20 protein-coding genes and 2 pseudogenes are annotated in these 22,795 nt (G+C 50.4%); 21 read left to right on the top strand and 1 reads right to left on the bottom strand.

The genetic code is table 11. From position 1 onward, the window contains the following. Positions 1–194 precede the first annotated feature (194 nt). A complete protein-coding gene (locus ACFO3S_RS26955) occupies positions 195–776 on the top strand; it encodes a PadR family transcriptional regulator (RefSeq protein WP_378102625.1) in 582 nt (193 codons plus the stop codon). A 584-nt stretch (positions 777–1,360) separates the two neighbouring features. On the opposite strand, the gene ACFO3S_RS26950 is transcribed toward ACFO3S_RS26955, so the two are convergent. Further along, positions 1,361–1,999 carry a TetR/AcrR family transcriptional regulator gene (locus ACFO3S_RS26950; RefSeq protein ID WP_378102622.1) on the bottom strand — a complete coding sequence of 213 codons (639 nt, stop codon included), beginning with the start codon at positions 1,997–1,999 and terminating at the stop codon, positions 1,361–1,363. Positions 2,000–2,181: 182 nt separating this feature from the next. On the opposite strand from ACFO3S_RS26950, the gene ACFO3S_RS26945 reads away from it, so the two are divergent. The 20 genes and pseudogenes from ACFO3S_RS26945 to cntA all read left to right on the top strand — a co-directional run bounded on the left by ACFO3S_RS26945 (position 2,182) and on the right by cntA (position 22,762). Then, on the top strand, positions 2,182–2,940 hold the full coding sequence (locus ACFO3S_RS26945) for an SDR family oxidoreductase (RefSeq protein ID WP_378102620.1): 759 nt from the start codon (positions 2,182–2,184) through the stop codon (positions 2,938–2,940). A 25-nt stretch (positions 2,941–2,965) separates the two neighbouring features. Continuing rightward, the gene (locus ACFO3S_RS26940; protein WP_378102618.1) at positions 2,966–3,823 is read left to right on the top strand and encodes an SDR family NAD(P)-dependent oxidoreductase; all 858 of its coding nucleotides are present in this window, start codon (positions 2,966–2,968) and stop codon (positions 3,821–3,823) included. A 211-nt stretch (positions 3,824–4,034) separates the two neighbouring features. Continuing rightward, positions 4,035–4,289: pseudogene (locus tag ACFO3S_RS26935) on the top strand (helix-turn-helix transcriptional regulator); the annotation flags it as partial. A 50-nt stretch (positions 4,290–4,339) separates the two neighbouring features. Next, positions 4,340–5,134, top strand: a complete 795-nt coding sequence (locus ACFO3S_RS26930) for an SDR family NAD(P)-dependent oxidoreductase (protein WP_378102615.1) — start codon at positions 4,340–4,342, stop codon at positions 5,132–5,134. 343 nt (positions 5,135–5,477) lie between these two features. Further along, the gene (locus tag ACFO3S_RS26925; protein WP_378102613.1) at positions 5,478–5,819 is read left to right on the top strand and encodes a hypothetical protein; all 342 of its coding nucleotides are present in this window, start codon (positions 5,478–5,480) and stop codon (positions 5,817–5,819) included. 9 nt (positions 5,820–5,828) lie between these two features. Then, positions 5,829–6,254 carry a Fur family transcriptional regulator gene (locus ACFO3S_RS26920; RefSeq protein ID WP_378102610.1) on the top strand — a complete coding sequence of 142 codons (426 nt, stop codon included), beginning with the start codon at positions 5,829–5,831 and terminating at the stop codon, positions 6,252–6,254. Between the two features lie 115 nt (positions 6,255–6,369). Beyond that, positions 6,370–6,549, top strand: a pseudogene (locus ACFO3S_RS26915) (GTP-binding protein); the annotation flags it as partial. Between the two features lie 42 nt (positions 6,550–6,591). Continuing rightward, the gene (locus ACFO3S_RS26910; protein WP_378102607.1) at positions 6,592–7,617 is read left to right on the top strand and encodes a helix-turn-helix transcriptional regulator; all 1,026 of its coding nucleotides are present in this window, start codon (positions 6,592–6,594) and stop codon (positions 7,615–7,617) included. Positions 7,618–7,737: 120 nt separating this feature from the next. Then, positions 7,738–8,334, top strand: a complete 597-nt coding sequence (locus ACFO3S_RS26905; RefSeq protein WP_378102604.1) for an MptD family putative ECF transporter S component — start codon at positions 7,738–7,740, stop codon at positions 8,332–8,334. 28 nt (positions 8,335–8,362) lie between these two features. Continuing rightward, positions 8,363–10,204, top strand: a complete 1,842-nt coding sequence (locus ACFO3S_RS26900; protein WP_378102601.1) for an ABC transporter ATP-binding protein — start codon at positions 8,363–8,365, stop codon at positions 10,202–10,204. Further along, positions 10,201–11,940 carry an ABC transporter ATP-binding protein gene (locus ACFO3S_RS26895; RefSeq protein ID WP_378102598.1) on the top strand — a complete coding sequence of 580 codons (1,740 nt, stop codon included), beginning with the start codon at positions 10,201–10,203 and terminating at the stop codon, positions 11,938–11,940. Before ACFO3S_RS26900 ends, ACFO3S_RS26895 begins: the two co-directional genes overlap by 4 nt. After that, entirely contained in the window at positions 11,937–12,635 is a 699-nt protein-coding gene (locus ACFO3S_RS26890; RefSeq protein WP_378102595.1) for an energy-coupling factor transporter transmembrane component T family protein, read from the top strand. The genes ACFO3S_RS26895 and ACFO3S_RS26890 overlap by 4 nt, the downstream gene beginning before the upstream one ends. Continuing rightward, positions 12,632–14,122 carry an ABC transporter ATP-binding protein gene (locus ACFO3S_RS26885; protein WP_378102593.1) on the top strand — a complete coding sequence of 497 codons (1,491 nt, stop codon included), beginning with the start codon at positions 12,632–12,634 and terminating at the stop codon, positions 14,120–14,122. Before ACFO3S_RS26890 ends, ACFO3S_RS26885 begins: the two co-directional genes overlap by 4 nt. Positions 14,123–14,375: 253 nt before the next feature. Continuing rightward, complete coding sequence (nikA, locus tag ACFO3S_RS26880; RefSeq protein ID WP_378102628.1) at positions 14,376–15,983, top strand: nickel ABC transporter substrate-binding protein; 1,608 nt, start codon at positions 14,376–14,378, stop codon at positions 15,981–15,983. A gap of 1 nt (position 15,984) precedes the next feature. Further along, the gene (nikB, locus tag ACFO3S_RS26875) at positions 15,985–16,929 is read left to right on the top strand and encodes a nickel ABC transporter permease (RefSeq protein WP_378102591.1); all 945 of its coding nucleotides are present in this window, start codon (positions 15,985–15,987) and stop codon (positions 16,927–16,929) included. Beyond that, positions 16,926–17,804 carry a nickel transporter permease gene (gene nikC / locus ACFO3S_RS26870; protein WP_378102589.1) on the top strand — a complete coding sequence of 293 codons (879 nt, stop codon included), beginning with the start codon at positions 16,926–16,928 and terminating at the stop codon, positions 17,802–17,804. Before nikB ends, nikC begins: the two co-directional genes overlap by 4 nt. Further along, positions 17,801–18,718: an ABC transporter ATP-binding protein gene (locus tag ACFO3S_RS26865; RefSeq protein ID WP_378102586.1), complete on the top strand. Its 918-nt coding sequence runs from the start codon at positions 17,801–17,803 to the stop codon at positions 18,716–18,718. The genes nikC and ACFO3S_RS26865 overlap by 4 nt, the downstream gene beginning before the upstream one ends. Continuing rightward, positions 18,711–19,490, top strand: a complete 780-nt coding sequence (locus tag ACFO3S_RS26860) for an ABC transporter ATP-binding protein (protein ID WP_378102583.1) — start codon at positions 18,711–18,713, stop codon at positions 19,488–19,490. The genes ACFO3S_RS26865 and ACFO3S_RS26860 overlap by 8 nt, the downstream gene beginning before the upstream one ends. Before the next feature lie 67 nt (positions 19,491–19,557). Next, positions 19,558–20,757 (top strand): staphylopine family metallophore export MFS transporter CntE, encoded by a 1,200-nt coding sequence (cntE, locus tag ACFO3S_RS26855; protein WP_378102580.1) that lies wholly within the window; start codon positions 19,558–19,560, stop codon positions 20,755–20,757. 397 nt (positions 20,758–21,154) lie between these two features. Next, positions 21,155–22,762, top strand: coding sequence for a staphylopine-dependent metal ABC transporter substrate-binding lipoprotein (gene cntA / locus ACFO3S_RS26850; RefSeq protein ID WP_378102578.1), 1,608 nt, complete (start codon positions 21,155–21,157; stop codon positions 22,760–22,762). Positions 22,763–22,795: the final 33 nt, after the last annotated feature.

Below are 22,795 nucleotides of genomic sequence, written 5' to 3'. Positions count from 1 at the left end.
CCCTTTAAGGGGCAAGCCCGAGACCGCTCGCGGTTGGCAGACTTTCAGGGCGCCTTCTTAGGCGCTTGCTAGTACCATGCCCTTATAGGGCTGATGGAAGCCACCGGCTAAGCCGGTGGTTATGACTTCAGGCAGCCGTATGTTATACTGTTGTTTGCTTAAAAGCAGTAAAACCTACAAGGGGGGCCATTCGTTTGTACGAATTGTTCATACTCGGCGAATTGATGAATAACCCGATGCACGGCTATTTGCTGCATCAGATTTTGAACGGAATCGTTGGTCCTACGCGAAAAGTCAGCTGGGGGGCGATTTATCCGCTGATCCACGGCATGCTTGCGGACGGGCTGATCGAACAGGTTCCCGATGAGCAACCGGAGGGTTCCAAACAAGGAAAAGGGAAAAAAATAAAGACTTATAAACTTACGGACGAAGGTAGAATACGTTTTTTTCGGTTGATGGAAGAACCGATTCCATATTCGCCGGATTACGAGCTGCATTTTTATACGAAACTGAAAAATTTTGAACTGATCAGCAAGGAATTACAGTTTTTAATTTTGCATCAATACAAAGATTACCTGCGTTATGAAATCCGTCACGAGGAAGAACGGTTGGAATATGCTAGCAAAGACGAACGGATTCCTGGGGGGGAGCAGAAATATATTCAGATCTTCTTCCGGCATCGGCTGGAAAAGCTTCGATTTGATGAAACGTGGGTTATGCAGTTAATCGAGAGCCAGCGCGTGGATCGACAAGGGCTTGAGCGGGAGCGAAATTGAGAGGCTAATCATTAATAGGATGGGGGGCGAGCTAAAAAGGTTGGCCCCTTTGTTTATTCCTCACGCGCTTTTATTTTCTGGATCTTCGGAATATTTGATTGAAAGTCATTCAATATAACATAGTGATCTAAAATCAGAATATATGGTTTTCTGTCGATAACTTGTCAGTGATCTACTCGCTTTTGAAGGTTATGGAAGGGGCGATAGGCGGCGCCGTGTCGCCTTGCATTATCGGTTAGAGCATATTGAAAGCGTAGACACGATAAAAACTCATTGATTTCTCTTTCTAATTCGAGTTCACTCGCAGTTTTTTCGGCAGATGCATAAGCTCGTCCGCTCCCGATATACGCTCCGTCGCCGTGCAGGGTTCTAAGTTTTCTCCAATCCTGCAACGTACCATAGGACACGCCTAACTGTGCGGCTGCTTTCTTTGGTCCAATTTCATCTTAAGCGAGTCAAGGCCGCGAAGCGTTCAATTCAGCCTTAGAAGGTGCTGGATTCCTCAAGGGGCATTCCTTTTTCTTGACGTCCTTCGACCTCTCTACGTTCAGCGAAACACAACAGAAACGGATATGGCCCTTCACTTATGAAATGGCTTGCAAAATGTTAACGATCTTCCTTTCCATATTGGAATTGTCTATGATCTTCAGATATTCAGGTTTTAGCAATTGATACTGCTTCATGTAGTAGAAATCCAAAATCGCTTGTTTCAAAGTGATATCATACTGAATCGAAAAGGACGGCTCGATAAAGCGTCGCAGCACAGCGTCATCTTGAACCATAAACAACACGGCATTTAATCTGTTAAAAATCTGTTGCTCCATACCGGATTCAAAAAAAGTTTGCAAGCTTTTATTCCGATTTTGTAGGGCAATGGACAGATTCTCAAAATGGTGTGGATAAAATTCCTTAAGATCTTGCAAGAACAAATCAGAGATATATGCGGCACACATCAAGGATTGTAAAAATGTTAATTGAAAACGATCCAAAAAAGAGACGGAATCGTCTTTGACTACAGTGTCAGCCTTCTTCGAATAATCAATGTAATAATCCACGACGTGTTCGATGATGTCGTCTTTGGAGGAAAAATGCTTATAAAGTGTCACTTTGCTGATATCCATATATTTTGCGAGGTCGTCGACCTTCAGTTGGCTGAATTTTGTTTTTCTTATAATGGGCTTTATTTTTCCTACATATGAGTCTACACTCACAGCTTTTCTCACGGATAAGTACCTCCCTTTGATGCCTACAAAACACATTATAACAAATTTGCTGCGCTTTATGTATGAAATTGATTAAATGAACTAAATTAATTAATTTTGTTTACTTATTAAATTCATTGCTGTATAATCGCTCCTGTATCTAATTATCCGATTACGGATTATACAAAAGGAGGACGACTTAAATGGAATTATTCAGTAAGGGCAAATTCTCTGACAAAAAGGTCGTGATCACAGGAGGCAGCAGCGGAATCGGCCTTGCGACGGCGAAGCTGCTAGTGGATGAAGGCGCACACGTTCTGATTACTGGACGTACTCAGGCGACGTTGGATGCGGCTCGTGCACAACTCGGCAGCAGCGCAATCGCGGTCATAAGCGATGCCGCCTCATTGAAGGATATCGCCGCGTTAGCTGATCGAGTGAAGGCTGAATTTGGAACAATAGATGCCCTGTTCGTTAACGCTGGCGTCACGGGGTTTGTCCCTTTCGAGACAATGACAGAAGAAAAGTACGACGAGATACTTACAGTCAATGCCAAAGGACCGTACTTTACCGTGCAGAAACTCGCTCCGCTGTTGGGCTCAGGTAGCGGGGTAGTCCTTACGACCTCAATCGTGAACGTAGTGGGTCTCCCAATGCTCAGTGCTTACGCAGCTAGTAAGGCGGCGCTGCGCTCCATGACTCGAGGTCTGGCCCGCGAGTTATTACCTCGAAATATTCGCGTCAACGCAGTCAGTCCCGGCGTTATTGACACAGGCATCATGGAAAAGTCAATGCCGGAAGAAGCTGCCAAGCAGACAAAGGCACAGATGAGACAGCAGATCCCAATGCTGCGTTTAGGCGATCCAGTTGAGGTCGCCAAGGCTGCTGCATTCCTGGCATTTGAGGCCACCTATACCACCGGGGCTGAGTTCCCTGTCGACGGAGGCGGCTCCCAGATCTGAAATTCTGAATGAAGGAGGACATGCATTGAGTAAGAACCAACGAGAACATATTGCACTGATTACAGGCGCAAGTAACGGGATCGGGTTGGCATTGACCCGGAAAATGCTGTCGGAGAACTGGCAGGTGGTTGCTTTGAACCGGTCGGATTTTCCAGCGGACGATAGATTCCTCCAAAATCATCTCAAGGACGGACGGCTCCGAGCCTATAAAGTGAAGGATCTCACCGAATATGACAGCTTGAGACACGCTTTGGAAGAAATCAGAAGCAAGGAACAGCGGATCGATATTTTGTTTAACAACGCTGGAGGAGGCTTAAGCGAGCTGCGCTATTCGAAACAAGGCCGCGAACTGCATTATGAGTTGTTGACGGTCGTTCCTTATATTATTCTGATGGAATTGAAGGAGCTGCTGAAGAACGGCAGTTTAAAAACGGTGATTAACACTTCGTCGCAGGTGTTTAGATTTACGAAGGAGTTTACGATCGAAAAATTGGAGCATCCTAAAACCTTCCGCAAAATGTATGGACCCTACGCGACTTCAAAGCTGGCTCTTTCGTTGTGGACTCAAGCCGTCGCACCGCAGCTTGCCAAGGAAGGCATCAAGATCCGCAGCGTTGACCCGGGCATTAACAATACGCTAAGAAAAGGAAAAGATTCCGGACTGACCGCAGGGTTTGAACTGTTTATGAAGTTTTTTTCCTCTCCGCCTGCTCATGGAGCCAACCTATTATATGAGGGAGCTCTGGGCAAAAACAGCAATGAGACCGGTGTGTTTCTGTTCAAAGATCGGATTGCGGACGTGAAGTTTACAGAGCATGCTCAGCATGTGCTGGAGAAAATATCTGAAATCTATAGCCATGAATTTCTTGGCGGGAGTGTTTAACGATAAAGCAGAAAAATAGATCATGAGGCCACCGCAAAGGAATGAACCGGGTGGCCTCGTCCCGTACGGTTAGGCTATAATCAGAAGAATCAATGGTCCACGGTATCGTGGATGATTGCCATTTGACTTTGTCCTTGGAGGTCGACAGCCATGAACGCTCCTTCCGCAGACCGCATCAAGATCGCGCCAGGTTTCTGGACTAGTCTGAAGGATGAGCGAGCGCAGCTTGCAGCGAAGGCTGGCGGAAGAAGGCGAAAGCTTTAATCAACTGCTGGCGAAAACGAGGCGGGAGATGGCCGTCGCTTACTTGGCAAACCCTGCGCTGGAGATCAAAGAGGTCGCTTTTCTCGTCGGCTATGAGGACCCAAATTCGTTTTATCGCGCGTTTCGCGCGTGGACAGGGGAGACTCCTGCCAATTGGCGCGTCACACAAGAAAATTGGCGTTCCGTGCTAGTTACCGAATAGACGAAAAGATGTATCATGATCCCTATCCTAGACACAAGGAGTGCAGGCAGATGGATATGGGATTAAAGAATAAGACAGCTTTAATAACGGGATCAACTAGAGGCATAGGAAAAGCGATTGCCTTTGAACTTGCCAGGGAAGGCGTTCATGTTCTCATAAATGGTCGTAACAACGACGACGTAGAGCGTACGGTAGCTGAGATCCAAGCGGCATTCCCGGAAACGGAGCCTCGAAATGCAACCGCCGATCTCGTCGATTCGCGGCAAAGAGAAGCTTTATTCGCGAGTTTCCCCCACGTCGATATCCTCGTCAACAGCATGGGCATCTATGAGATCATGTCCTATAACAACGTAGACGATGCCGTATGGGAGAAGTACTTCCGCACGAACTTTCTCGCCGCCAACGCCTTAAGCAAGTTTTATTTGCCTTCCATGCTGAGTCGGGATTACGGCCGTATGATCTTCATCGCGAGTGAGGAAGCTGTTATGCCTTCCGGACAGATGCCTCAATACGGTGTGACCAAGTCCATGCTGTTGTCATTGTCCAAGAGCTTGTCCAAGCTGACCCGCGGCGCTGAAGTTACAGTGAACACGATCCTGCCGGGACCGACCCTCTCCGAGAACGTGCTGGAGATCATCGAGAGCATGTATTCGAACGAAGAGATGACCTTCGAGGCTAAAGAGAAAGACTTTATGACGAAAAACCTGCCTCAATCCGAAATCGGGCGGTTTATCAGACCAGTGGAGATCGGCCGATTGACTGCTTTCATTTGCAGCCCAATGGCCTCCGCCTTCAAAGGATCCCCGATCCGCATAGATGGCGGAATGGTACCGACAATCTTTTAATTTTTTGCATGCTGATCAGAAAAAACGCGAGCTCCCTCACAGGCATTGGGCCGGCGGGGGAGCTCGTTGCCCTCCGAATACCGGAAACGGCTTATGCTCGGAGGATGGCCCGACGAATATGTCGGGCTTTTTGTATGGTGGATTTCTTACATTCAAGAGAATTGGGGAATGTTGTCGATCAATTTGACATCCATTGTCGAGTAGAGTACACTGTTAATTAATTGTAATAATTACGATTAATTAAATGGTCGGATCCTATAATTATCCTTATACAGTTAAAGATAGCAGTCGATTCACGGGAATCAATAGTAATAATTGCTATTAGCCAAAAGAGGTGCACGGATTGAGTGGCTACGATTGTCTGATTATGGGAGGAGGCGCTGGGGGAATCGGGATGGGATGTGCGCTGCACGATTTGGGCGTCGAACGTTTCGTCGGCGCTTTGCATACGCAATTACGGAGCGGAACATCGGGCAGGCTTGCCGCTCCGGTGTACTTGCAGTCGCTGCATGCGGGTCAAGTGTTTGTGCCGGTATACCTGGCTTCTACGTTGACCGCTTGTCTGATGACATTATGGACCGTAAGAAAGGAACTCGGCTGGTCGTTTGCTTCTTCGTTGGCCGGCAAACAAGCGCTTACGTCTCTCGTTTCAACAGGAATCATCATGCTTGCGGCAGGCAGGTGACTATCCGACATGCAAAAGAAAGAGCAACTGGATGAGTTGCTGAACCATATGCTCCAGCATGGATTTCGAATTACCGCTCAGCGGAAAGTGATGCTCGATCTGATCTTGCGCTTCGAACGTCCGTTCACCGCGATGGAGCTGCATCAAACGATGGAAAAAGAGTTTCAGGGTTTGAGCTACGGCACCGTGTATCAAAATTTGAAACTGTACAGCAAGCTTCGATTCATTGAAACATTTGCGATGGCAAATGAAGTCCGTTATCGGTTCATCGATCGGGAACAGCCTCAATTCCATTTTATTTGCATGGATTGCGAAAAAACAATTATGGTCGATTTTAATCCGGCTCAAGTGGAGCTTCCGCTTCCGCAACGTTTTCATTTGGTGAATTATCAGCTCGATGTGTTTGGTTACTGTATGGAGTGCAGCATTCCGTAGAAAGAAAGTCCACATGATACTGTCGGATCAAACGATACGTTTACTAGAAAACTACCATTAAGACGATTCGCCTTTCGGAAGACGTGACTGCATTTGTCGAAGGGAGAAGCTCCATCTATCAAAACGGGAAGGACTCCAAGTGGCGGTCATCGTCAACGATTTGAGCGAAGTTAATATCGATGCCGATTGGGTTCGCGACGGTGGTGGGCTTAGCCGCACGGAAGAGAAGCTGGTGGAAATGTCAAACGGTTGCATCTGCTGCACGCGTAATCGTCAGCTATACTCAGCCATTAAATAGTAATAATTACACTTATATCAAGAGAGGAAAGGAGATTACATGGCAAACGCAACATCCTGGTATGAAATTATGAACCCCCACGACAGGCAATGCCCATTAACCACCCGTTTGAACCAGCTGTATCGCACGAACGAGTCGGAACCAATCGAGAGGTTCGAGCGAACTGTCCGGGTTCCGCAGGCGATGGGAAACGGATACTGGCAACACATGCGGCTGCAGCCGCATGTCGAGCTTGCGTTAAGCGAGGCTTGTTTTGAGCGGACAATCACCTTAAGCAGCATAGAGAGGGAAGAAAGCGTCAATCTCGGATTTTGCCTGGGCGAGGGCATTCGGTGGCGCGTGGAAGGAAACAAGGAGGAATTGGAGCTTGGCAATGGGGAGGTTATAGCGTTTGCCAATATGGAGGCCGCGAGCAGTTGCCAATACGATTCGGGACGATTGTTCAAGGGATTAACCGTCAAGCTGGCCCCAGCCAAGCTGAAGGAGGAATGGCAGCTTCCGCTGGACGATTGGCTTGCCGCTTTGACGCGAAATCCCAAAATGTTCGCCAATCGTCAAGCAACGCCCGGGTTGAAGCGGCTCGTTCGGGAGATGATCCAGTGCCCGTACCAAGGCGCAATCAAGCGAATGTACTTAACAGGCAAAGCAATGGAATTGACTTCCGTATACCTAAACGAGATGGTTCTGGAACGTGAAACAGGTCCGGTACAGCCCGGCCTGACCCGAAGCGATATCGCCAGCTTGTATCAGGCGAAACAACTGCTGGATGCAAATTTGGCTTCGCCTCCCGGCCTTAGTGCGCTTACCAGATTGGTTGCCCTAAACGAATTCAAGCTAAAAAAAGGATTTAAGCAGTTGTTTGGCATGTCCGTCCACGCCTATGTGATCGACAGAAGGCTGGAAGTGGCTTGCTTGCTGTTACAGGAGGGGAAGCGAACGGTTACGGCTGCCGCTCATGAAGCAGGTTTCGGAAAAGCCGGACATTTCGCCGAATATTTCAAACGCAAATATGGGATCACCCCTTCCGAATGCCAAAAGTCATTTCCCGCAAGGGATGAAAAATAATCCGAATCCGTATTACATGCTCCGGATTTGGGTTTCTCCCATTTGCAGGGTTATGAGATGATGACTCTGATTGAAATTGATTTTCATTCTATAAGAGATCTTGTCAAGGAGCGATTGTGCATGCGTGCTAGACTCAAAAGCAAAGATTACATTTTAATTGGCGTTTTTAGCGTTTTAATTTACATCGTTAACGCCATCGTAGGATTTGCCCTGACTCCGGTCATGGCAACGGCCGCGATGCCGCTCATATCCGGCGTCTGCTTGTTCTTCTCCGCTATCGTGTATTTGATCATGGCTATGAAGATCGGCAAGCGAGGCGTATTGCTTCTGCTCGCCGTCGTGACGGGGATCATTTATACGATCATGGGGGTTCCGCTGTTGCTTCCGTTTTTTATGTTGGCGGGCCTGCTTGGCGAGGCGGTTTTGTTGAAGGGCGACGGGAGCCAGTATCGCTACTTGAAGCGGCAAGCTCTGGCTTATGCCGTGTACGGGGCGTTATTCGGAACCGGCGCCTATATCACCGTGTACGTGTATGGCAGTGACTACCTCGAGAAGATGTACGATGAAGAGATGAGAGGGAACATGCTCACATTTGCCCATTCGCCGACCTGGATGGTCGGGAGCATGGCATTTTCGTTCGTGCTGACATTGCTAGGCTGTTGGTTTGGGGCTAAGCTGCTTAACAAGCACTTTATTAAAGCCGGTATGATCAAGTAACTTATGGACCTCGGTAAGGTGGGTTGAGATGAAAGCTAGTGAGGAAATGTCAGGGTTGATGCAGGTTGCCGGGGAGAAGAAAGGGCTGTTGATCGTGGCCGGCGTTTTTTCCGTTTTCTCCAGCTTGCTGCAGATAGCCCCTTTTATTGCGGTGTATAAAATCGTCGAGGAATTGCTGACGCATGCGCGCCAGCCTTCCGGCATCGACAAGGACTTGCTTCTTTATTGGGGAGTCTTTGCCTTTATCGCCTTGATTGCGGTGCTTGTTTCCATATATATCAGTGGCATGTGCTCTCATATTGCGGCATTCAACATTCTGTATCAGCTCCGGGTACGATTGGCCGACCATGTGGCTAAATTGCCGATGGGTTATCATACGAAAACGGCAACGGGCGAGTTAAAAAAAATAATTGAAGTCAGCGTGGAGAAAATCGAAAAATTTATCGCCCACCAGCTGCCCGATCTGGTCAGCGCCGCGATCATTCCGTTCCTGCTGCTGGGGTATTTGTTCTGGCTCGATTGGCGAATGGCGCTCGTCCTGCTCATTCCGATTGCTGCTTCCTTTTGGCTGCAGGCCCGGATGTTCACCAGCGAGGCCGGACAGCAAGCCTATCGCGACTTTCAGTTTGCCGTGGAGGAAATGAACGCGACAGGAGTGGAATATGTTCGGGGGATGCCGGCCGTCAAAGTGTTCGGCATTACCGCCGATTCCTTTCTTACCTTCAAACAGGCCGTTACCAAATACCGCGATATCTCGCTGCGTATTACTTATTTGTGCAAGGTGTCGTACAGTCTGTTCTTCGTCATGGTCATCTCGCTGTTTACGTTTGTCGTTCCCGTCGGCATTCTGTTGTTCAGCGGACAGGCGGGGAATCAATCGTTTGCGCTCACCTTTATTCTGTTTCTTCTGATCAGTCCGAGTCTGTCGATCCCGCTGCTCAAGCTGCTGCAGCTCGGAAGCGGATTGCGCGAGATTGTGGAGGGCAATAAGCGAATCGAGGCCGTTTTCGCCGAACCGGCGGTCGCCGAACCGGACGTTCCCCGTGTTCCCGAGCATTACGATATCGCGTTCCGGCATGTTTCCTTCGCTTACGAGCAGCCGGACAGCAAGGATTACAAGCCGGTGCTGCGAGACGTCGATTTCGTGGCCAAGGCGGGAGAAATGACAGCGCTGGTTGGTCCTTCGGGCGGAGGAAAGTCGACGATCGCGAGCTTGCTGCTCCGTTTCTGGGACGTGCAGGAGGGCGACATTACGATCGGCGGCGTGCCCATTCGGGACATCGGCACGGAGCGGCTGATGGAGCTCGTTTCCTTTGTGTTTCAGGACGTTCACTTGTTTTACGATACGATTGAAGAAAACATCCGGATGGGCAACGTTTCGGCCTCCAGGGAGGACATCATCGCCGCAGCGCGAACGGCCTGTTGTCACGAGTTTATCGAAAAGCTGGAAAAAGGCTATGGGACGAAGATCGGCGAAGGCGGCACCTATTTGTCAGGAGGAGAAGCCCAGCGGATTGCCATTGCCCGGGCGCTCCTCAAAAATGCTCCGATCTTGGTGTTGGACGAAGCGACGGCGTATGCGGACGCGGAGAACGAGCATAAAATCCAGGAGGGGCTTGCTCAACTCGTTAAAGGAAAGACGGTGTTGATGATTGCGCATCGGCTGTCCACCATTCGCGCGGCGGAGCAAATTTTGGTCGTCAGCCGAGGAGAAATTGTGGAACGGGGGGCGCATGATCGTTTGCGTGAGGCGAACGGTCTGTACGAGCAAATGTGGCAGGCGCATACGCGGGCGGCGTCCTGGAGGCTGGGCGGGCAAGGCAAGCAGGCGGCCCAGTCCGGCGCTGTCGAGGGAGGACTGCGGGGATGAACCGCTACTTTTACAATATTTCAGGAGGAAATACAAGAAGCCTCATTCCTCCTGCGTTCGCCGCGCTGCTAGACGGCATTGCCAAAATGGTTCCCTCCGCATTGCTGGTCGACCTGTTCAACACGATCTATGTTTCTTTCGTCGAACCGGAAACCGGCTTGAATATCGCGAGAATGTGGATCGTCAGTGCGATCCTGTTCGTCTGGCTGGTTGTGGAATATGCCGCTTACGCCTCCTTGTATGACAAGACGTATGGCGTCGCTTACAGCTTGGCCGCAAAGGGACGGTTAGGCTTGGCCGAGCATATCCGCCAGCTGTCGCTCGGTTTTTTCGGCAGGCGCGATCCGGGCGATCTGACGAATTTGCTGCTTGGCGATTATGGGCAGGTCGAGCATACGATTTCGCATAATGTGCCTCAGCTCATCAGCGCGGTGGTGCTGCCGACGCTGGCATTGGTCGGGCTGCTTTTTGTCGATTGGCAGATGGCGATCGCGATGTTCGTCGCCGTCCCGTTCGGCGCGTTGCTGCTCTGGCTGACCGACTCCATCCAGGCGAAGCTTAGCGAAACGCATGTGAAAGCCAAAAACGAAGCGGCCAGCCGATTGCAGGAATACTTGACAGGCATTCGCGAGATCAAGGCGTATAACATGGGGGGGCGGCGATTCGAGCGGCTGCGGCAGTCCTTCGACGAGCTGAAGCGCGCCTCCATTCGTCTGGAAGGCATCATGGGGCCGATGATTATGGGGGCGATGCTGCTGGCTCGTTCTGGCATGACGCTGATGATTTTGACCGGCAGTTATCTGCTCGCTGGCGGCAGCCTTTCGCTTCCCGTCTTTCTGTTGTTTTTGCTCGTCGGCACCAAGGTGTTCGAGCCGCTCACCGTCGTGCTGATGAATTACGGCGAAATGCGTTATTCCGCCTTTAGCGCCGAGCGAATCATGGACGTCCGACTGGAACGGCCGCTGCAAGGGTCGGCAACCATCCAGCCTCGCCAGCCCATTGTCTTCCAACGGGTAACGTTCGGCTACGATGCCGCCAAGCCGGTGCTGAAGGACTTGTCATTTACGATCGAACCGAATACGATTACGGCGCTGGTCGGCCCTTCCGGAAGCGGCAAAAGTACGGTTACGCGTCTGATCGCGCGTTTTTGGGATGTGCAGCAAGGGGCGATCACGATCGGCGGCCAGCCATTGAACAGCGTCAATCCGGAGCACCTGCTGAAGCATATATCCATGGTATTTCAAGACGTCTATTTGTTTCAGGATACGATCGGCAACAACATTCGCGTCGGCAAAATGGATGCCTCTCAGGAAGAAATTGAGGATGCGGCCAAGCGTGCGCAATGTCATGATTTTATTCGAAGCCTGCCGCAAGGCTACGATACGCATGTCGGAGAAGGCGGTTCGACGTTGTCCGGCGGGGAAAAGCAGCGGATTTCGATTGCTCGCGCTTTGCTCAAGGACGCCTCGATCGTGCTGCTGGACGAAGCGACGGCTTCGCTTGATCCGGAGAACGAAGCGGCCGTACAGCAAGCGATCAACGAATTGGTGACGGGTAAAACGGTCATTTTGATCGCCCATCGACTGAGGACGATTCAGCAGGCGGACAAGATCATCGTGCTGGAGCAAGGCCGGCTGGCGGAAGAAGGCACCCACGCCGAACTTCTGTCTCGCCAAGGGCTGTATGCGCGCCTTTGGCAGTTGCAAATGAACACGGACGGGTGGCGGGTCAAATGACGTTTAAACGAATCAAGTTTGACCCGCGTGCCCAATTGTTATTGCTGCTCGCAGCCAGCGTGGTCAGCTTTTGGGCGGACCGTTACGCGTTGCTGTGGATCATCGGGTTTATGGCGGCATATTTGCTTGTGCAAGGTATGTACAAGAACGCGGTCCGGTTTGGCCTGCTGGCGGTTGCCTTCTTCCTGATTCAAGGATGGAGCTCTTACTTTGCGCACGGTCTGATCACTTTTGTCTCCTTCTTCGCTTTCCTGGGCTTGCGCTTATTGCCGGTGCTGATGGCGGCTTCCGCCTTGGGGAACACTCCCTCAGGCCAATTGATCGCTGCGCTGCGAACCTTGCGCATCCCCATGGGAGTGCTGATTGCGCTTGCCGTCGGCTCGCGTTTTCTTCCCGTCATGCGGACGGAGTTCGAGGCCATTCAGCTTTCGGCGAGATTGAGAGGCCTGTCCGTAGCGTCTCCGCGAAACTGGCTGCGGCCTTTACGCACGTTTGAATATGCGATTGTCCCATTGCTGATGCGAAGCTTGAAAATATCGGACGAGTTGGCCGCGTCGGCGACGACCAAGGGAATCGATCATCCGGGCCGGAAAACCAGCCTCTATCCCGTTGTATGGCAGGGACAGGATGTCGCAGTGTTAATGCTGTTTATCATCGGCTTAATCGCGCTAGTTTACTTCGGAGGCCTGTCATGAAACGGAAACAACGGTTGGTTGAAATCGAAAACGTCTCTTTTCAATACGACAACGCCACCGAGCAACTGAGAAATGTAAGCTTGACGATCCATGAAGGGGAATGTGTCGTCGTAACGGGACCTTCCGGAAGCGGGAAGACAACCCTTACCCGAATTGTGAACGGTTTGATTCCGAACCATTATGAAGGCCGGCTGACCGGTTCGGTTCGGTTGCGGGAGCGGGACGTGAGCGACATGGCGCCCTGGGATTTCGGACGCATCGTCGGGAGTGTGTTCCAGGATTCGCGCAGCCAGTTTTTCGCGCCTATCGTGGAGGAGGAAATCGCCTTCAGCGGGGAAAATTACGGTATGGACCCGTCAGTGATTCGTGCACGTGTGGATCGATTGGTCGTAAAGAGCCAATTAACCGGGCTTCTGAAGCAGGAGGTGCATCGTCTTTCCAGTGGAGAAAAACAAAAGGTAGCCGTAGCCTCCGCTTGCTTGGTGGACCCCGAGTTGTTCGTCATGGACGAGCCTTCGGCCAATCTGGATATGACGGCGACCCGGCAATTGGCCGATCAGCTGGCAGCACTGAAGCGAAGCGGAAAAACGATTTTGATTGCCGAGCATCGGTTATACTACTTATTGCCGCTGGCCGATCGGATCGTCTACATGCGCGATGGAGAGGTTGAGATGGAATGGACGCCTGAACAATTGATGGCACTGGCACCGGAAGAATGGCAGCGCCGCGGCCTCCGCTCGCCGGTAGTCCGTGCGCCTTCCGTTCCCTCAGCCAACGAAAGCTGTACACAGGAGCGATTGTCGCTGCGCCACGTCGCGATTGCCCACGGACGGTTCAAACCGACCGTTCTGGATGACATTAACTTCTCCGTGAGAAAAGGCGAGATTGCAGCCATTGTCGGCCCCAATGGGACCGGAAAAACGACACTGGCCAAAACGATTTGCGGATTGTTGAAAGAACAAGCGGGAACGATCGCAATGGACGAAAAACCGCTGAAAGCCAAAAATCGCTTGGGACGGACGTGGTTCGTTATTCAGGACAGCGATTACCAATTGTTTTCCGACAGCGTCCTGAACGAATTGATGCTAACGCATGAGAAGGAAAAGGACGCCGCCGGACGAGCTGAAGGCTTGCTCAGGGAACTGGATTTATGGGCGTTCAGAGATCGCCACCCGGCCTCGCTGTCCGGCGGTCAGAAGCAGCGGCTCACATTTGCGGTAGGACTTATGAACCGACCGGATCTTCTTGTTCTGGACGAACCGACTTCAGGACTGGACGGTCGTAACATGCGCCGTGTTGTGAAGCTTATTCGTCAAATGGCAGATACCGGTATTACCGTTCTGGTCATTACCCACGATTACGAGCTCTTGTTCGGAGCCTGCGATCGGTTGCTGTTCTTTCAGGAAAACCGTTTGAAATCGGAAATGGAGATATCGGAACAAAACGAACAGGCCATTCTGCAGTTAATGGAAACCATGGAGTCTTAAACACCTAATGATATCTTGGGAAGCAAGCGGACCACGCAGTATTTAGTCCGCTTGCTTTGTTGTTTTATCGGGACCGTCTTCGAACCCATAGGTAGGATAAAAGGGAAAAACATTGTCATTTTATCTTCACAAATAAACAAACACCTAGCTCTTATGAGTCATAGGAAACAGGCTGGAGGCAGGATACAATTGAATTGTATTTGTTGAGCAGGAGTGGAGAGTGAGCCGATTGAAAAGGGGAGCAGATCAATTGATGATTCAAAAGCGACATCGTAAAGCCTTGCCCATAGGTTGGATTATTTTGCTGGCATTTGCTCTATTCATGACAGGATGCGCAGCGAATGAAGGCAAGGAAAACAATATGAATTCGACACAGCCGCCGGCTGCCAGATCCGAGCAAAGCCAGTCAAGCGACAGCAAGACGGCGACCCTTATCCATAGTCTCCCAGTAGATACCCTTGATCCGCATAACGGTTGGACTGCGCTCCGGGCAGGCGTTACGGAAACGTTGGTTCGGTTGGATGAGAATATGCAGATTTCGCCGTGGCTCTCCAGCAAATGGGAAGCGAAGGATCCGGTCACTTGGGTATTTACGTTGCGCGACAATATCAGCTTTCAAGACGGAACGAAGCTGGATGCCGCCGCGGCAAAGGCTTCTTTCGAAAGAGGGATTGCCGACAGCGTGGCGCTGGCAGCTTCGCTAAAAATCGCTTCCATCGAAGCTAACGGCCAGGAGCTTACGTTTAAAACAACGGAACCGCATCCGGCATTTCCGACCGAACTTGTTCATCCGACAGCCAGCATTATGAGCGTCGAGGCCGAGAAGGCATTGGGCAAGGAAGCTTTCAATAAGGCTCCGATTGGAACCGGTCCGTTCAAGGTGACCGAATTCGTTGCAGGCAAAGAGATCAAACTCGTTCGCAATGAAAATTACTGGGACGAGAAAGCCAAATTAACAGACGTCATCATCCAGTTTAATGCCGATGCCAACGTCAGAACGCTGGCCTTCCAGTCCAAGCAAGCGGACATCGTATATCATCTGGCGCCCGAGTCGCTTGAATCGATCCAAAAGGACAAGGAATTGTCCATGCAGTCCGTAACCAGCCTTCGGACCCATTATTTCACTTATAATCCGGTTAGCGCGAACGTGTCGGACCTTCGTGTAAGGCAAGCGCTGGACAAACTGATTGATCGCGATGCAATCGTAGAGGAGATTATGCTTGGCCACGCGATGCCGGCAAGCGGTCCGTTTAACCCTACACTCCCGTTTGGCAGTCAGGATGCCGCACAGAAGCTGGATCAGGCTGAAGCCTTGAAGCTGCTTGAGAGTGCCGGCTATGCGAAGGGGAGAAGCGGAAAGCTGGAGAAGAACGGAAAGCCGCTTACGCTCAAGCTAATCGCGTTCGCAGGCATAAACCCGGAGCTGCCGCTCATTCCGTTGTTGGTGCAATCTGAAGCGGCTAAAGCCGGCATTACGATTGAGATTGTATCTGTGGAGTATCCCGAGGTCTATATTAAAGAAAACACCGATTGGGACATGTCGACAGCAACCTATTTGACCGCGCCGCGCGGCGATGGCGGATCGTTCCTCCATTCCGCTTATGTGCCTGGCGGATCCTATAACCCGGCGAATATAAAAATCGACAAGCTGGACCCGATTCTTAAGGAGCTGAACGGAACAGGGGATGTCCCGAAGCGAAATGAGCTTACTCGAGAAGCGGTTGCAGCCATAAAAGAAACGATGCCTCATTCCTATATTATTCATCCGAACATTTTGGTTGGGCTCAATCAACGTGTAACGAACTGGAAGCCGGGAGCTGAAGAATTTTATATGGTGACGAATAAGCTGGACGTGAAGTAGCATGCTCAACTCATGGGCAAACCGCTTCATCCAACTGATCATCGTGATGTTTTTATTAAGTATAGTAACGTTTGCCTTAATGAAGCTGGCGCCGGGCGATCCGGTGCTGGCTATTTTGCGGGCAAGCGACGGCGCGTTGTCGCAAGACGATCAGGAAGCGGTACGTGAATCGCTTGGATTGAATCGTCCCGTGTACGAACAATACGGGGATTGGCTGACCAAGGTTGTACAGCTCGATTGGGGTTATTCCATGGCGAACAACCGGGATGTCTGGGAGATGCTGATAGAGCGTTTGCCCGCAACGATTTATCTGTCGCTTGGAGCTATGCTGGTAATCGTGCTTTTTTCTTTCCCGCTCGGCGTGCTTGCTGCGAAATACCGCGGCAAAGCGCCTGACAGGCTGAGCCGGATGGTCGCGCTGCTTGGCGCATCGGTGCCCAGCTTTTGGCTCGCCTTGCTGCTTATTTATGTGTTTGCCTATCAATTAAACTGGCTTCCGACGATGGGGAGCGGAAGTCTTCGGCATCTTGTCCTGCCTTCCTTAACGCTAGGATTCGTCATGACCCCGGAATACATCCGGTTATTGCGCGCCGGTTTATTGGATACGTTCTCTCAGGAATATATCAGAGCAGCTCGGGCAAGAGGAATTGCCGAATGGCGTATTACAATTCGTCATGCCATGCGCGCAGCCTTGCTGCCTATCGTTGCGGTGTCCGGGATCAGTCTTGGCGCACTGATGGCTGGTTCTGTCGTCACGGAGTCCATATTCGGCTGGCCGGGACTTGGCAGCTTGGCGATCGAAGCGATTCGGTTGCGGGATTATCCGGTCGTGCAAGGGTATGTCCTGTTTTGCGGCCTGTTTTTTATGGCCGCCAACTGGCTTTCGGATCTCGGAGCGGCGGCGCTCGACCCTCGCATTCGAATGCAGAAGGGACGGCGTGTATGAAGAAGGGAACGATCGTCATTCGTTTGGGAAGCATGCGCTTATCGAAATATGTCGCTAAACATCCTTTAATCGCCATAGGCATGGCCTTGCTTGTTTTCTTTCTTTTATTCGCCCTCTGCGGCTCCTGGCTTGCCCCTAACGATCCGTTGCTCATTCAAATGTCGGAGCGCTTACAGCCTCCGAGCCTCGCCTATCCCTTAGGAACCGATCATCTTGGCCGCTGTATTTTGTCCAGATTAATGGCGGGCACGCATACCACGCTGGGGCTTTCAACCGCGGTTATCGTTGCGGTTGCGTCGATAGGCGTTCCGATCGGTTTCATTGCCGGATATCAAGGAGGACGCGTGGATGCTCTGCTTATGCGCGTCGCCGATGGAGCGGGAGCATTGCCCGAAATGTTGGTTGCGGTAGCGGTAGCCGGTTTCTTGGGTCCCGGTTTGTTGAATGTCATGCTGGCGATTGCTTGCGTGAAATGGATCAGTTACGCCCGGATCGTTCGGGGTATTGTCCTCTCCGAGAGAGAGAAGGATTATATCCTTGTTTCGATTGTGTCCGGGAGTTCGAACTGGTCGGTCATCCGACGTCATCTGCTTCGTCAGATTGCCTCGCCCCTCGCGATTGTTGCAGCGGGTGATATCGGAAAAACCATTCTGCTTATTTCGGCATTATCCTATCTGGGATTAGGAGCCCAGCCCCCAGCCCCGGAGTGGGGAGCGATGCTGAATGACGGTCGTCCGTATTTTCAGGCTGCGCCTGAACTCATGTTGTATCCAGGGCTTTGTATTTTAGCCGTTGTTTTGGCCTGCAACATGTTAAGCGACGGTTTGAGAGATCTGCTCGATGTGCGAGGCAAATTGCGGGGGAATGAACCTTGAAGGCGGGGGAATGCGGTATGCATGGGATAGATGAGTCGAAAATTCTTTTGTCCTATTCGGACGCAGATCGGAAGCGGCGAAAAACGTTAAGCGAGGAAGCGCCGCTAGTGCTTCGCATAGATCATTTGCAGGTCGCGGTTACGGAGCAGAAACGGATTAGGCCGATTGTTCAAGATGTTTCGTTCACGATTCGTCAAGGCGAAATGCTGGCGCTCGTAGGAGAAAGCGGAAGCGGAAAAAGTGTGACAGCAGCGGCTGTTGGCGGTTTGCTGGCAAAATCGCTTCAGGCTTCCGGGCAGATCTGGCTCCATCATCGAAACTTGCATCAGCTTGGTCGAAACGAGCGCAGGCGTCTTTGCGGCAAGGAGATTGGATGGGTGTTTCAGGACTATCAGGGCAGCTTTACTCCGTTTATGAAAATAGGAGCTCAGTTGCTGGAACTGCTTCGCACCCACGACCGGATGAACAAAAAGGAGGCCAAAGCACGTATTCTCGATTGGCTTGAGCGGGTCGGCCTGCCCCCGGAAAGAACCTATGCGAGCTATCCGTTTCAGCTTAGCGGAGGCCAGCGGCAGCGAGTTGCGCTTGCCGCGGCGCTGATGCCGGGTCCTTCGTTATTGATTGCAGACGAACCGACGACCGCGCTTGATGTCTTGACGGGGGAGCGTATGATGGAGCTGATTGCCGGGCTTCAAGCTGAGACGGGCTGCGCCGTACTGTTTATTACCCATGATCTGCGACAGGTATGGAGAAGAGCCGCACGCCTTGCTGTGATGAAGAATGGGACCATTGTCGAAGCGGGAATCACGTCCGAGCTTCGCGAGCGCCCAACTCATCCTTATACACGGGAGCTGCTGGCTGCTTGTCCTCGATTGAAGCCGAGCGAAGCGGAGAGGGGAGTTCTTCATGTCTGAGTGCCTGCAGGTGAACGATTTATTGAAGCAATATTCGCACGGCGCGGACAACGTGATTGCTGTAAATCGCGTGTCATTTACGATCAGGCCAGGGGAATGCGTCGGCTTGGTTGGAGAGAGCGGCAGCGGCAAAAGCACACTAGTGCGCCTGCTTCTTGCGCTTGAGCTTCCAGATCAAGGGGAAATCCTCTTCCAGGGACAATCCCTGATACGGGCGAGGAAACGGGAACTGCGTCAGCTGAGACAACATTTTCAGGTTGTCTTTCAGGATTCCGCCGCTTCGCTCAATGATCGCTTGCCGATTTGGCGTTCCGTGGTGGAACCGCTGGACAATTATGCGCGTGCCAATCCCGTTTTTTTTCAAGGAACCATGTTAACCAGAAGGGATAAAGCGGAGCAGCTGTTGAGTATGGTAGGTCTATCTGCTGAACATATGGATCGTTACCCGCACGAGCTGAGCGGAGGACAGCGGCAGCGCGTCTGTATGGCTCGCGGCATCAGCCTGGGTCCGCGGCTGCTCATTTGCGATGAGCCTACCTCCAGTCTGGATGTAACCACCCAGAGTCAAATCTTGCATTTGCTGCAAAACTTGCAGAAGCAATTAAACATGTCCGTTCTATTTATTTCTCACGATCTTGCCGCTGCGGTCCAGCTCTGCAACCGATTGCTTGTCATGCAAGAGGGACGAATTGTAGATGAATTTGCAGCAAACGAGCTTTGGCTTGATGAGCGTCACCTCTATACACGCATGTTAAGATTTGCGGCGCAATAAGCGAAATCGGCGGTTGAGACCGAAGGCGTTAACCATGATAGGACGGACGACCAGGAGGGAGATCCTATTGAACGGAGTTTTGTCAGGTCATTTTTTTCGGCTATACAGCCTGACGTTTTTGTATTTTAGCGCAAATGCGATTCTGAATGTCGTGATTCCTTTGAGGGGAGAGTCCCTAGGCGCAACCAATACGACAATCGGTATCGTAATGGGGGCATACCTATTTACGACCATGCTATTTCGGCCTTGGGCCGGCCAAATTATCCGGAAGCATGGGCCGTTAAGAGTACTGCGATATATTTTGGCGATCAATGGAACGGCTCTCCTGTTGTACACGTTTACTGGCCTGGGCGGCTATTTCCTTGCCCGGATGCTTCAAGGGATATGTACGGCTTTCTTTTCCATGGCTTTGCAATTGGGGATTATAGACTCGCTGCCGGATAAGGATCGCTCCCGAGGAATTTCGATGTATTCCTTATGGGCGTCTTTACCGGGAATAATCGGTCCGTTACTCGCTGTAGGAATGTGGCAAACGGGGGAAATGAGCCTCTTTTCAGCGGTTATGATTGCCATTGCCATACTGACTGGAGTCGTCGGCTTTAACGCCAGAATGGAGAACGGAAAGGCAGAATCTGATTCAAGCCAAACCGCGCACGAGGCAACCACGCATCAGGCAACAATGCTGCAGTCCATCGTTCAATTGATCAAAAATCAGGATTTACTCAAATGCAGTGTCCTAATGGCGACGGCGTCTATTGTGTTTGGCGCGGTAACGACCTTTATCCCTTTATATGCGTCCCGAATCGAGGGCGGAAATGCGGCAGTTTATCTTATGCTTCAAGCGAGCACGGTTGTCTTGGTCCGATTTGCTTGGAGTAAAAAAATCCCTTCAGACGGCAAGTGGCATCCCAATTTTGTGGCGGGAATTATGATGATCCTAGTGTTCGCTTCCGTGCTCATAAGCGTTTCCGTAACAGGAGGAGCTGGCTTTCTGTATATTGGCGCTATATTAATGGGGATCGCTTACGCGCTTTTGTATCCGATGTTAACGACGTACTTGTCTTTTGTATTGCCGCAAGCCAATCGGAATGTACTGCTCGGCTTATTTATAGGTATGGCTGATCTGGGCATTTCGATGAGCGGGGTTGTTATGGGACCGATTGCGGATCACTTCTCTTATTCGGTCATGTATATGATTTGCGGATTATTAGGGGTGCTGATGATCCTGGTTGCGCTTAAAAGAGCGAAGCGAACGCTGGGGGCTTGAGGATAAGTTGGATGGCCGAAGGTGCGGACGACCCTGTATCTTTCGATATGATGCAGAGAGTTGCAAGAAATAACGATTTGAGTCTTGGGGCAGTTTTTCTCTATTAAAGAAAAAGTTGCGGAGTAAAGAAGATTGGGATACAATTTAATAGTAATAATTACAATTAATCTGCGATCAAAGCGAAACACAGCAATACGACAATCGTGATAAGCGCATACAAGGGAGAGGAACGGTGATAGAGATCGGCAGCTACGCGATGTTAACGGCAGAGTATAAGTTTTTTTTGAATTGTTTAAATGTAATAATTACAATTTAATTTGCAGTGTATGTTATCGTCTAGGAACCCCATAAGAAGATGATTAAAAATGAATACGTGCCATATAGAGGAGAATACGACATGTCCAGAAAAATGTTTGTTTTATTATGCGCTTTTATCGCTTCTATTGTTCTACTGGCAGGCTGCAGCGGCGGCAAAACTGCGGATTTTGGAGGAACAGATACAAACGAAGAGCTGGTGTACGCTACTGCAGTAGATATTACGGATATGAATCCCCATTTGTACATAGGTTCAACGGCGGCGCAAGGGATGGTATACGAGCCATTGGTTGAAAATACGGAGGACGGAATCAAGCCATTGTTGGCCGAATCCTGGGACGTTTCCGATGATGGGAAAATATACACCTTCCATTTAAGAAAAGACGTTAAATTTCATGATGGAGAGCCATTCAACGCAGAAGCTGTAAAGATAAACATCGAGGCTGTGCAACGTAATCCAGATTTGCATTCCTGGATCAAGCTGTCAACGAAAATCGTAAGCGTCAAAGCAATCGATGAGTATACGGTTGAATTCGTTCTATCGGAGCCGTTTTACCCGACCTTGCTTGAATTGGCGATGACTCGACCTTATGTATTCATCTCCCCCAAGGACTTTAAGAATGGAGAAACAAAGGATGGCCTAAACGGTTACCACGGCACAGGGCCTTATAAGATAACCGAACACAAAATCGATCAATATGCCATGTTTGAAGCCAATGAAAGCTATTGGGGCGGTACGCCAAAAGTGAAGAAAATTACGGCAAAGGTGCTTCCGGCAGGAGAAACGACATTTTTGGCTCTACAAAAGGGAGAAGTCAACTTTATATTTACCGATGATCGGGGCGCGGACAGTATTGAAGTGGAAGCGATGAATGAGTTGGTGAAAACAGGTAATTACCAACTGGTTAGAAGTAAACCCATGAATACGAATATGATCCTGGCCAATAGCAGCAAAACGGACAGTCCTGTGCACGAAGCTGCTGTTCGCGAAGCGATCTGGTATTCGATTGACAGGGAAACGATCAGCAAGCAAATTCTAAATGATGCAGAAACGGTCGCCGATACTTTATTCTCCCCCAATGTCAATTATGCCGATGTGGAGCTACAAAAACGAGGCTACGACTTAGATAAAGCGAAACAGATTTTGGATAAAGCCGGGTGGAAATTAGAGAATGGCAGCGAGGTCAGATCGAAAGCCAGCCGCAAATTAACGATGAAGCTTGACTATGACATCAACTCTCCCTCTCAAAAAATGCAAGCGGAATTCATTCAAAACACCGTAAAAAAAATAGGAATAGGGCTGGAGATTGTTGGAGAGGAGTCTGCTTCCATCGCCAAAAGGAGATCGATAGGGGACTATGATTTAATGTTCAATAATACATGGGGGCTCGCTTATGATCCGCAAAGCACAATCGCTGCATTTACTTCCGAGTCGTCCTTTCTTTATACGACCAAGGGCATTGCGCAAGCGGATGAACTCTACAAGAAAATTGATCGGGTTATGGTGACGATGGATGAGAAGGACCGCCAATTGTTATATGCGGATATTTTGAAAATGGTTCATGATGAAGCCGTCTTTATTCCTATCACCAATGGTGTTGTAACCATTGTTGCCCCGAAACAGCTACAAGGCATCTCCTTTAAGCAAACGCAATATGTGCTGCCATTCGAGCGTATGTACTTCGAGTAGATAAATAAAAGGGGGCTTCCCCCCTTTTTATTT

Origin of the sequence: Cohnella hongkongensis (assembly GCF_042654645.1) — a bacterium.
In the GTDB taxonomy this organism is placed as follows: Bacteria; Bacillota; Bacilli; order Paenibacillales; family Paenibacillaceae; genus Cohnella; species Cohnella hongkongensis.
This window is presented reverse-complemented; position numbering and strand designations above follow the sequence as displayed.